Source organism: uncultured Methylobacterium sp., from assembly GCF_964251405.1.
In the GTDB taxonomy this organism is placed as follows: domain Bacteria; phylum Pseudomonadota; class Alphaproteobacteria; order Rhizobiales; family Beijerinckiaceae; genus Methylobacterium.
On sequence record NZ_CAXUJR010000031.1, the window covers coordinates 20,684 to 31,302 of the forward strand.

Here is a 10,619-nt window from a genome sequence, read left to right on the forward strand (position 1 = left end):
CTTCGGGAGAAAGGGCACGACGGCGTGATCGTGGCGGTGAACGTCTCGCCGATGGAACTCGAGTCTCTATCCTCTCGCCGAACGCGTCGCCGAGCGACTGACGGCCTTCGACGTCCCTGCCCGGAGCCTCGAGATCGAGATTACCGAAGAAGCGGCCATCGCCGGTGACGCCGCGGCCCGCGAGATCAGCGCCCTGTCCACATTGGGCGTCCGGATCGCCATCGACGATTTCGGAGCGGGCTATTCGTCGCTCGCGTCGCTGCGAACGCTGCGGGTCGAACGCATCAAGATCGACCGCGGCTTCGTCATGGACATGGGCACCCGCGAGGGCGATCGCATCCTCGTCAAAGCGATCCTGAGGATCGGACGGGCGCTCGGTCTCGAGGTCGTCGCCGAGGGCGTCGAGCACGCCGAGGACGCACTTCTGCTCGCACGTTACGGCTGCCATGTCGGTCAGGGCTATCATTTCGCCCGTCCGATGGCGCGGCCCGCCCTCGACGCCTGGATCGCCGCGCGGTCCGCCCCGGCGCCCCAGACCATCGTGGAGACGCTGGCACAGGCGCGCCACGTCGCGCCGCGCCGGACCTCGTAGAGACCCGACGGGAACGCGATGGCTCAGTCCTTGCGCGTCGCCAGCGCCGCCTGGGCGGCGGCCAGGCGGGCGATCGGCACCCGGTAGGGCGAGCAGGACACGTAATCGAGCCCGACAGACTGGCAGAAGGCGATCGACGAGGGATCGCCGCCATGCTCGCCGCAGATACCGAGCTTGATGTCGGGCCGCACGGCCCGGCCGCGCTCGACGCCGATGCGGACGAGTTCGCCCACGCCCTCCTGGTCGATGGTGATGAAGGGGTCGGCCGTCAGGATCCCCTTCTGGGTATAGGCGCCGAGGAAGGTCGCGGCGTCGTCTCGGGAGATGCCGAGGGCGGTCTGGGTCAGGTCGTTGGTGCCGAAGGAGAAGAACTCCGCGGTCTCGGCGATGTCGCCGGCGCGCAGCGCCGCGCGCGGCAGCTCGATCATCGTGCCGACCTGATAGTCGACCGTGCCGCCGGTCTCGGCAGCGACCGCCGTCGCCATGGCGTCGATGCTCGCCTTGACGATGTCGAACTCCGTCTTGGTGAAGACCAGCGGCACCATGACCTCGGGCGTCACCGGCTTGCCGGTCTCCTTGGCGGCCTGCACGGCGGCTTCGAAGATGGCGCGGGCCTGCATCTCGGCGATCTCGGGGAAGGCGATGGCGAGCCGGCAGCCCCGGAAGCCGAGCATCGGGTTGAACTCGTGGAGCTCGGTCATCCGCCGGCGCAGCTTGTCCTCGGAGACGCCCGTGCTCTGGGCGACGTCCTGCACCTCCTCGTCGGTGTGGGGCAGGAACTCGTGCAGCGGCGGGTCGAGGAGCCGGATCGTCACCGGCAGGCCGGACATGATCGTGAACAGCTCCGCGAAGTCCTGGCGCTGGTAGGGCAGGAGCTTGGCCAGCGCCGCGCGGCGCCCCTCGGCATCGTCGGCCAGGATCATCTCACGCACGGCGACGATGCGGTCTCCCTCGAAGAACATGTGCTCGGTGCGGCACAGGCCGATCCCCTCGGCGCCGAAGTTGCGCGCGGCACGGGCGTCGTTCGGGGTGTCGGCATTGGCACGGATCTTCATGGTCCGAACCTTGTCGGCCCAGCCCATCAGGATCGCGAACTCGCCCGACAGCGATGGCTCCAGCATCGCGACCTCGCCGAGCAGCACCTGACCCGTCGATCCGTCGATGGTGATCTTGTCGCCGGCCTTGAGCGTGGTCCCCGCGACCGACAGGGTTCCGGCCTTGTAGTCGATCCGGATGGTGCCGCAGCCCGAGACGCAGGGCTTGCCCATGCCGCGGGCCACCACCGCCGCGTGGCTGGTCATGCCGCCCCGCGTCGTCAGGATGCCCTCGGAAGCGTGCATGCCGTGGATGTCCTCGGGGCTCGTCTCGATGCGCACCAGAATGCACTTGCGCTCGGCCTTGCGGGCGGCCTCGGCATCCTCCGAGTTGAACACGATCTCGCCGGTGGCGGCGCCGGGCGACGCCGGCAGGCCCGAGGCGATGACCTTGCGCTCGGCTTTTGGGTCGATGGTCGGGTGGAGGAGCTGGTCCAGGGCCGCCGGCTCGACGCGACCGATCGCCTCTTCCTCGGTGATGAGACCCTCGGCGGCGAGATCGACGGCGATGCGCAACGCCGCCTTGGCGGTGCGCTTGCCGTTGCGGGTCTGCAGCATCCAGAGCTTGCCGCTCTCGATGGTGAATTCCATGTCCTGCATGTCGCGGTAATGCAGCTCCAACAGGCCGTAGATCCGCACCAGCTCGGCGTAGGATTCGGGCATCGCCCGCTCCATCGAGGGCTTGTCGGACTTCGCTTCGATCCGGGCCCTCTCGGTGATGTCCTGCGGCGTGCGGATGCCCGCGACCACGTCCTCGCCCTGGGCGTTGATCAGGAACTCGCCGTAGAGCGCCCTCTCGCCGGTGGAGGGGTTGCGGGTGAAGGCCACGCCCGTGGCCGAGGTGTCGCCCATGTTGCCGAACACCATGGCCTGGACGTTCACGGCCGTGCCCCAGCTCGCCGGAATGGCGTTCAACTCGCGGTACTTCCTGGCACGCGGGATCATCCAGGAATCGAACACGGCGCCGATCGCGCCCCAGAGCTGCTCCTCGGCCCCTTGCGGGAAGTCCGAGCCGTGCTCGTCCTTCACGATTTTCTTGTAGACCCCGATGAGGTGCTTCCAGTCCTCGGCCCCGAGCTCGGTATCGAGGCTGAAGCCCTTGCCCTCCTTGTAGTGCTCCAGCGCCTCCTCGAAGGCGTGGTGCTCTACGCCCAGCACCACGTTCGAGTACATCGTGATGAAGCGGCGGTAGGAATCGTAGGCGAAACGCGGGTCGCCCGCGCCCTTGGCGAGGGCCTCGACCGTGACGTCGTTGAGCCCGAGGTTGAGGACGGTGTCCATCATCCCGGGCATGGAGGCCCGGGCGCCCGAGCGGACCGAGACGAGAAGCGGATTCTCCGGGTCGCCGAAGCCACGCCCGGTGAGAGCGCCGACCGCATCGAGCGCCGCCCCGACCTCGGCCTTTAGCTCGGCGGGATACTGCTGTCCGTGGTCGTAGTACCAGGTGCAGACTTCCGTCGTGATGGTGAAGCCCGGCGGCACCGGCAGCCCGAGATTCGACATCTCGGCGAGGTTGGCGCCCTTGCCCCCCAGGAGGTTGCGCATGGACGACTGGCCCTCGGCCTTACCGTCACCGAAGGAATAGACCCACTTCGCCATTGATCGTCCATCCGCTCGCAGGAGGTCTGTCGCAGGAAGTCGTCCGCCGTGCGAGGAGTGGCCTCCACGCTTCAGCACTGAACTCGGATGACTTGTTCGACCATGTCATGCTGCAACGCAAGATGAATGGCCGGCGGATCCTCCGTGCCCGTGACGAACGTCGCCTCGTGTCATTGGTCGTCGCGGCGCCTCGCCGCCGACCGGTCGAGCTCAGGATAGCGCGCGAAACACCCCGAGGCCAATGAGGCCAACGAGGATGAGATAGATCGCGACGATGAAGTTCAGGAGCCGCGGCACGATCAGGATCAGGATTCCGGCAGCCAGAGCGATGATCGGCTGGAGGTTGGCGATGGTGATCGTCATGGCGGTCGTCTCCGGTTGATGCTTTGCGGCGCCGATGCCCGCTCCGGCGATCCCTCCTCTCGCCCGGGACGCCGAAAGAGACAACGATCCACGGCCCTGTGGATAGACGGCCTGCCCGAGGAACACTGGTCCGGACCCTCTGTTCTCTCCTCGACTCTCGGCCGGACACCGCATTCGGTGGCCGCCGCACGGGCGCAAGAGCCTTCGACAGACCTCGGGAGAACATCATGGCCGCCAAGGACAAGACCCTCAACGACGCCTTCTACGAAACCTTGAAGGACGTCTATTACGCCGAGCGCCAATCGGTGAAGGCCCTCAAGAAGTCAGCCAAGTCCGCGGAATCCGACGAGCTCCGGCAGGCCTTCGAGACCCATGCGGAGGAGAGCGCGCATCAGGTCGAGCGTCTGCAGCAGGTGTTCGAGATCATCGGCAAGTCCGCCCGCTCCAAGACCTGCGAAGCGATGCAGGGCCTCACATCCGAGATGGAGGAGGATCTCGAGGATTTCGAGGGTAGCCCCGCCGCCGACGCCGTGCTGATCGGTTGTGCCCAGGCGGTCGAACATTATGAGATCGCGCGCTACGGAACCCTGAAGACCTGGGCGACCCAGCTCGGCCTGGAGGATGCGGCCAAGCTGCTGGACGAAACCCTCCAGGAGGAGAAGCGCACCGACGAGCTCCTCACGACGATCGCCGTGCGGATCAACGTCGAGGGCGGCTCGGCGAAGACCAAGGGCAAGTCTGCCTGAGTATCAGATCACCAAAAGCGCATCCTCTTGAGCCGTCAGCGGAGAGAGGATGCGCTTCCGTGCATGCTGGCCGCCGAATCCGAGGATCAGACACGGTATTTGCCGTTGCGTTTAACGAGCACCGTCGCCCCGACCGGGACCCGCTCGTAAAGATCGACGATGTCCTCGTTGAGCATGCGGATGCAGCCTGACGATAGCTGCTCGCCGATGCTCCAGGGCTCGTTGGTGCCGTGGATGCGGAAGAGGATGTCGCGACCGTTCTGGTGCAGGTAGAGCGCACGCGCCCCGAGGGGGTTGTCGACGCCACCCTTCTGGGTGCGTGGTAGATCGGGGTTCAGCGAGACCATGGTGGTGGTCGGGCTCCAGTCCGGCCACACGCCCTTGCGCCCGACTGTGGCCTGTCCCTTCCACGAGAACCCGAGCTTGCCCACTCCGACGCCGTATTGGAGCGCCGTCCCGTCCTCCTGGACCAAGGCAAGCTGCCGGTTGTCGATATCGACGACGAGGGTGCCGGGGCGTTCCGGTCCCTTGTAGCTCACGACCTGCCGGCGGTATTTCGGCTCCAGCCGGTTGGTGTCGACGAGCGGCACGTCGTAGGGCTTGTCTGGCATCATGCCGGTATACCAGGCGGCCTCGTCGTCCTGGGCCAGGGTAGCCACGGGGCCGCGGGCGTTGCACGCGGCGAGCGGAGCGACCGCCGCAAGGCTCAGGATCGTGAAGAGGGTCCGGCGGGTCGTCATGGGCTCATCCGGTCAAGGCAGGATCGATACATGTGCCCTGACTACCCCCTCCCCTCGCGATCCGATGTCACTTTTGAGCCTCAGCGGCCGCCGGGTTGACGACGTCGAGAGCGGCCCGCCGCTCGTTCTGATAGGATCGCGGCTCTATCTCCCGGCATTGGCGCCGCCGCAAATTGCGCCCTGAGGGTTCCCGATGGCCGACACGCAACCGTTTCCCGTTTCCGACGCCGGCGAGGCCGTCACCGATCTCGGTCCGGCGATCCATCTCGACCATTGCGTGATCCATGTGACGGACTGGGAGCGCGCCACCGCCTTCTATCGCGATGTGCTGGGGGCCGAGGTTGTCCCTGCAGGCAAGGGCGTCGCCTTCCGCTTCGGGGGCGTTCAGCTCAACGTCCATGGACCGGGTCAGATGGGTTCGATCCTCGCCGACAAGCCGGTCATGCCCGGCAACAGCGACCTCTGCTTCCGCTGGTCCGGCCCTATCGAGGAGGCAGTCGCGCATCTTGCCAAACAGGGCGTGCCGGTCGAGCTCGGGCCGGTCGAGCGACGCGGTGCCGCAGGCCTCGGCGTCAGCGTCTACTTCCGCGATCCCGACGGCTCGCTGATGGAGTTCATCACCTACCCGACGCCCTAGTGCCGCTCACCCGCGGCTTTCGGCGAGCTGCTGGTTGGTCTGCTCGAGACGCAGCGCCAGCTCGCGCATCACCGCGATGCTGATCTGCGGGAACTGCGCGAGGAGCTCCAGGAAGACGGCCCGGCTGATGCGCAGGGCCATGGTCGCGGTCTGTGCCGTCACCGTCGCCGAACGCGGCTGGTCGGCGAGGATGCCCATCTCGCCGACGAGGGCATTGGGCCCCAGCACCGCCAGCTGGAACGGCCCCTTGGTCCCGTCGATCGTGACGGCGGCCGATCCGTCGAGGATCAGATAGGCGGCATCGGCTGGATCGCCCTGCGCGAAGAGCGGTTGCTCGGCATCGAAATGAACGCGCTCGCTGGTGAACGCGAGGAGCTTGAGCCGCGAGAGTTCGACCTCCCGGAAGAGCGGCACCTGTCGCAGGGACAGTACCTCGATATCGAGAGTCATGAAGTCGCTCCGAAGGCGTGCGGCCGGGCCCCGCGATGGGAGACCGGCATATCCCAACCATCCATGCGGGTCGCCAGTCCCTTGTCCAGAGCGCGTCAACCCCCTGGTCCTTCGAGGCGACCTCGCAGGACGGCCGAGACGATCTTCCCGGTGCATGTTCACGGGTCGCGCCGAAAGGTGTCGCAAGTGGCGCGATGGATTTCGGCAAGGTTGCCCCATGCTCAGGAGAGGAACCAACGATACCGGCGAAGGTTGATCCATCTGAGAGCGACATGCTGAGGAGGAACTGATGGCATCAGGAAATTCGACCTCGAAGCGAGGCTTCGCATCGATGGATCTCGAGCGTCAGCGCGAGATCGCGAGCAAAGGCGGGCGCAGTGTGCCGGCCGAGAAGCGCTCGTTTTCGCAGGACCGGGAACTCGCCTCCGCCGCCGGCCGCAAAGGTGGACAGTCTACCGGCACCGGTCGCCCTGGAGACGATTGAGGCCAATGGGGCGCGTTGGCCTCATGGCCGTGCGCCCCTCGATCGGGCGGATGGAAACATCGACGAGAACGAGAGAAGGCTCCGAACCCGTCAGGATCGGAGCCTTTTTCCATTATCGACACTTCTCGGAATTCGTCGGGCCAAAATTCGTCAGGCGATGCAGCGACCTGGGAGCATGCGACGGGCCTCAGGTCCCGCCAGGGAACTGATCGCACCTTCGCAACCTTCCTTCATCAGGCGCCGCGGCAATTTCGACGATGATTCGTCGCGGCCATGCCCCTGAGAGTCCATCGACCTCTCGGCCGGACGTCTTTCCGACCTGACCACGGCTGCGACGCGCGTCTCGGCTGCTGCCTTTGCCACGATGACGTCTTGGATCGGGAGAACGACGGTGAGATCCTGGCGGAGGACCACGTCCGCGCTCTCGCGGACCATGGGCTGAAGCAGCACCGTGAGGAGAGCTGCCGGTCCGGCTATGCCGAGGATCAGTCCAGACCGTAGCATCGGCGTGATCTCACTGGGGAGATTGACGGGGTTTCGTCGTAACACGCGCCGTGCAGAATGGTTCCTTGATTGTGCCAAGCTGGGGCAAAATCAGTAAATCAGATCCCCGTGCTTCCTGGGATTTGGATGTGGACCGATCACGCGGTCCCTCCAAAGTGTGGCAGAAAAACATCTTCGCCGGCGAAAATGCATTTTGGGAACCTGGCGATCCCCCATCGGTTGTTCGAGGACCCGGCCGCCTGGTCCTCAACCGCATTCCCCTTGTGCATTGGCCGGAAACTTTTTGACGGGCCGGATCTCATCCGGCCCGTTTTTTCGTCTCGACCATAGGTTCGGCGGCGACCATGAAAAAGGCCCCGGCGGGAAGCCGGGGCCTTGTGTCGTCAGCGGAACCTGACAGCCGTTCTTCAGCTCGCCTTGCCTTCGCGGCGCCTGGCGCTCTGCTGGAAAAAGAGGGCCTGGCTGATGACGGCCGAGACGTTGGCGGGCTGGAACGGCTTGGCGATGAGGAAGGCCGGCTCCGGCCTCTCGCCGGTCAGGAAGCGCTCCGGATAGGCGGTGATGAAGATCACCGGTACCTCGAAGGTCTTCAGGAGATCGTTGACGGCATCGAGGCCCGAGCTGCCGTCCGCGAGCTGGATGTCCGCCAGGATGAGGCCGGGACGTGTGCCCTCCGACGCGATCTTGATCGCCTCGGTACGGGTCCGGGCGACGCCGATGACGTTGTGGCCGAGTCCCTCGACCAGGGCCTCGAGATCCATGGCGATCAGCGGCTCGTCTTCGATGATCAGGATGTCGGTCGCCATGTCTGCGGCGAGCTCGCGCCCGGCCTCGTCCACGAGGTCGCGAACCTGGGCCACGTCGACGTCGAGGATGATCGCGGCGTCTTCCTCGGAGAAGCCTTCGAGGCAAGACAGCAGGAAAGCTTGGCGCGGAAGGGGCGTGATCTGGCCGAGACGCACCTCGGCCGGGAGGTCGTGCTGGACCTGATCGCTCTGCCCGTTCACGGACAGCGAGTTCCAGATCCGTGTGAAGACCCGAAACAGGTCCGCCTTCACGTTGGAGCTGCGGCCCAGCGTATCCGGCTCGTTGACCAAGGTTTCCAGCGTTGCCGCCACGTAGGCGTCGCCGGCGACCTGGCTACCCGTCAGCGCCCGCGCGTAGCGGCGCAGGTACGGCAGATGCTGCACCACGAGTTGGGCTGTCGACATTAGATCCCCTTGGATGGTTCGTTCTTTCGATCGGGTAAGGACGACGAGACGGCCTCATACCGGATCGGCGGGTTCGGAGCCGCATCTTTTCGTACGGCGGGAAAAGAATGTCTACGCGTAGCACCAGGGCCTCTGACGGACCTCCCCCGCCAAGCTCAAGCTAGTCGCGCCACGCCCATAACGCGGTGAACGGAGTTTCGTTCCTCGACTCGGAACCGATCGCTGGCATCCGCGTTGCAGCAGCAGCCATGATGCGGGTTACACGCAGGGCGACGCGCACAACAACAGCGTGGTCCCGGATCGCAGGCTCTCAAGGGGTCGACTACATGAATCAAGATGGGAAGGCCGGCGGTCATCGCGGGCGGAGCCGTGCGCGCGCCGCTCACGATACGGTCACCGGAGCCAGTCTCAGCGATCATACGCAGAAACGCATCGGCCAGCATTTGCGGACCATGTACGATTCCGTCGTTCAGCAGCCGGTACCGGACCGTTTTCGCGATCTCATCGCTCAGCTCGAAGGCGGTGACATCGCCCCGAAGGGCTGATCAATCACCGCTTGTCGCCCGCTGGGCCGCCAAGACTAGATCGTCAAAGAAAAGGCCGCCTCGCTCTCGCGTGGCGGCCTTCGTCGTCGTGTCGCGCGATTCGCTCGGTCAGAGCGTCGGCGAACGACCACGCATCAGGCCGATGACGGCCGAGATCGCGAAGAGGACGATCGCGACGAAGAAGACGAGCTTCGCCGCTTCCATGGCGGTGCCGGCGATACCGCCGAAGCCGAGGAGCGCAGCGACGAGAGCGACGACGAGAAACGTGACGGCCCAACCTAGCATTGGAATCATCCTTCAGACGTTTGACTGGCCGAGCAAGCGCTGCGACCTCATGACACCAATAACGCCAAGTCTTCGACCACGGTTCCGGAGCGGTCACGCTTTCGTCACGTTTCGTGAAAGGAGGGCACGTTGCGCGGAAAGGGGGATTGCGGCGACGCAAAAGGGACTTCACATTGGAGATGTGCGGCGCATCGCCCTCGGGCCTGCCTACCGGCGATGCGGGTCTCTATGTGAGCGTATGGCGACGCCGGAACCGAGCCACAGGCGTCGCGTTCGTCAACGGTACCAGACTGCGGATGATGCCATGACAGAGCCCACGAATCGCCCATCCAAGTCCACTGCCGGGGCCCGCTTCCTCAAGGCTCTCGATGCGATGTCCCAGACCTTGATCAAGGGCCTCGACAGGCTGTTCGATGCCGGTTCGCCGGGCCTGCAGCCTATTCCGATCCGCGTCGCCGATCGGCGCCGCCGCCAGGGGTGATCGTCTCGGGCTCCTCCGTCCAGCCGATCAGTAGGTGACGGTCGAGCGAAGCCCGAACATCGCGCCCCCCTTGATCCTGGTATTCGGGACGAGCGGGTTGGCGATCCCACCGGCGGGATTGAAGACGTACTGGAAATCGGGTTGGACGAGCCATCCCGGCACGATCTGAGCTTGATAGCTCACCTCGATCGTCGCTTCCGAACTGCGGATAGGCTGGAAGCCTTGCGAGGCCAATACGAGATCGCGGTCCGATCCGCGTGCGCCGCCGCTGATCCTGGCATAGATGAAACTGGCGCCGAACGTGTCGTTGGGGCGGCCTGGAACGAGACCCGAGACGACGACTCCGCCATCGGCCCAGCGATCGATCAGGTTCCGGTCCGAGGGGCTCCACGACAAGCGGGTGTAGAGCGATACGCCGCGTTCGGCGGTCCCGCCCTTTGGCCGAAAGATCTGCTGGTCGACGACGCCGTAGAGGCCTCCGGTACCGCGCAGGCGTCTGGCGATTCCGCTGCTCTCTGGGCTTGCTAGGGGGAGGCCGGCGGCATCGAAGCGTCGGTCGTCGAAGCGTCCGAAATGCCGGTAGAACCCGAGCTTGACGCTGCCGGAGAGGCCGTTCGGCTGCTGCTCCTCCCCCCGCCGAACCTGCACCTCGCCCATTACCAGCGGCGGATCGTTGAGCCAGAAATTCGTGCCGGTCGTGTTGACGAGACGCTGGTCGCCCGGGTCTCCGTTGAAGACGGCCAGCAAAGCCGATCGTGACGCGTCGGGGTCCCACCGGAACCGGACGCCAGGTGTGGCGAGCGGGTAGGCGGGACCTCCGCTCGGCAGGTTGGCGCCCGTGATCGTCGGCCAATCGTTGCTGAGGAAGAGGAGCTTTCCCGTATCGGA

The 10,619-nt window shown here is 65.6% G+C and carries 12 protein-coding genes and 1 pseudogene; 6 read left to right on the plus strand and 7 right to left on the minus strand.

Translation table 11 applies throughout. The features are described from left to right. Nucleotides 1-85: 85 nt before the first annotated feature. Nucleotides 86-592 (plus strand): annotated as a pseudogene (locus ACFE7U_RS08110) (EAL domain-containing protein); the annotation flags it as partial. Between the two features lie 23 nt (nt 593-615). On the opposite strand, the gene ppdK reads toward ACFE7U_RS08110, so the two are convergent. Further along, nucleotides 616-3,285: a pyruvate, phosphate dikinase gene (ppdK, locus tag ACFE7U_RS08115; RefSeq protein WP_375409220.1), complete on the minus strand. Its 2,670-nt coding sequence runs from the start codon at nt 3,283-3,285 to the stop codon at nt 616-618. Nucleotides 3,286-3,495: 210 nt separating this feature from the next. Then, nucleotides 3,496-3,648, minus strand: a complete 153-nt coding sequence (locus tag ACFE7U_RS08120) for a DUF3096 domain-containing protein (protein ID WP_292509215.1) — start codon at nt 3,646-3,648, stop codon at nt 3,496-3,498. 227 nt (nt 3,649-3,875) lie between these two features. Here ACFE7U_RS08120 and ACFE7U_RS08125 point away from each other — a divergent pair, with 227 nt between their 5' ends. Beyond that, nucleotides 3,876-4,394: a ferritin-like domain-containing protein gene (locus ACFE7U_RS08125; protein ID WP_375409221.1), complete on the plus strand. Its 519-nt coding sequence runs from the start codon at nt 3,876-3,878 to the stop codon at nt 4,392-4,394. An 86-nt stretch (nt 4,395-4,480) separates the two neighbouring features. On the opposite strand, the gene ACFE7U_RS08130 is transcribed toward ACFE7U_RS08125, so the two are convergent. Beyond that, on the minus strand, nt 4,481-5,134 hold the full coding sequence (locus ACFE7U_RS08130) for a L,D-transpeptidase (protein ID WP_375409222.1): 654 nt from the start codon (nt 5,132-5,134) through the stop codon (nt 4,481-4,483). A 193-nt stretch (nt 5,135-5,327) separates the two neighbouring features. Between ACFE7U_RS08130 and ACFE7U_RS08135 the strand changes: the two genes are divergently transcribed. Further along, nucleotides 5,328-5,771: a VOC family protein gene (locus tag ACFE7U_RS08135; protein ID WP_375409223.1), complete on the plus strand. Its 444-nt coding sequence runs from the start codon at nt 5,328-5,330 to the stop codon at nt 5,769-5,771. A 6-nt stretch (nt 5,772-5,777) separates the two neighbouring features. Here ACFE7U_RS08135 and ACFE7U_RS08140 read toward each other — a convergent pair whose 3' ends face one another. After that, nucleotides 5,778-6,221, minus strand: a complete 444-nt coding sequence (locus tag ACFE7U_RS08140; RefSeq protein ID WP_375409224.1) for a cyclic nucleotide-binding domain-containing protein — start codon at nt 6,219-6,221, stop codon at nt 5,778-5,780. Nucleotides 6,222-6,510: 289 nt separating this feature from the next. On the opposite strand from ACFE7U_RS08140, the gene ACFE7U_RS08145 reads away from it, so the two are divergent. Next, nucleotides 6,511-6,705, plus strand: coding sequence for a general stress protein (locus ACFE7U_RS08145; protein ID WP_375409225.1), 195 nt, complete (start codon nt 6,511-6,513; stop codon nt 6,703-6,705). A 911-nt stretch (nt 6,706-7,616) separates the two neighbouring features. On the opposite strand, the gene ACFE7U_RS08150 is transcribed toward ACFE7U_RS08145, so the two are convergent. Next, nucleotides 7,617-8,420, minus strand: coding sequence for a response regulator (locus ACFE7U_RS08150; RefSeq protein WP_375409226.1), 804 nt, complete (start codon nt 8,418-8,420; stop codon nt 7,617-7,619). Between the two features lie 326 nt (nt 8,421-8,746). On the opposite strand from ACFE7U_RS08150, the gene ACFE7U_RS08155 reads away from it, so the two are divergent. After that, nucleotides 8,747-8,965: a NepR family anti-sigma factor gene (locus tag ACFE7U_RS08155; protein WP_375409232.1), complete on the plus strand. Its 219-nt coding sequence runs from the start codon at nt 8,747-8,749 to the stop codon at nt 8,963-8,965. 108 nt (nt 8,966-9,073) lie between these two features. Here ACFE7U_RS08155 and ACFE7U_RS08160 read toward each other — a convergent pair whose 3' ends face one another. Beyond that, nucleotides 9,074-9,250 (minus strand): DUF1328 domain-containing protein, encoded by a 177-nt coding sequence (locus ACFE7U_RS08160; protein ID WP_003599466.1) that lies wholly within the window; start codon nt 9,248-9,250, stop codon nt 9,074-9,076. Between the two features lie 304 nt (nt 9,251-9,554). Here ACFE7U_RS08160 and ACFE7U_RS08165 point away from each other — a divergent pair, with 304 nt between their 5' ends. Further along, the gene (locus tag ACFE7U_RS08165) at nt 9,555-9,731 is read left to right on the plus strand and encodes a hypothetical protein (RefSeq protein WP_375409227.1); all 177 of its coding nucleotides are present in this window, start codon (nt 9,555-9,557) and stop codon (nt 9,729-9,731) included. 27 nt (nt 9,732-9,758) lie between these two features. Here ACFE7U_RS08165 and ACFE7U_RS08170 read toward each other — a convergent pair. Continuing rightward, nucleotides 9,759-10,619, minus strand: an 861-nt coding sequence (locus ACFE7U_RS08170) for a carbohydrate porin (protein ID WP_375409228.1), incomplete at its 5' end; no start/stop codon positions are given.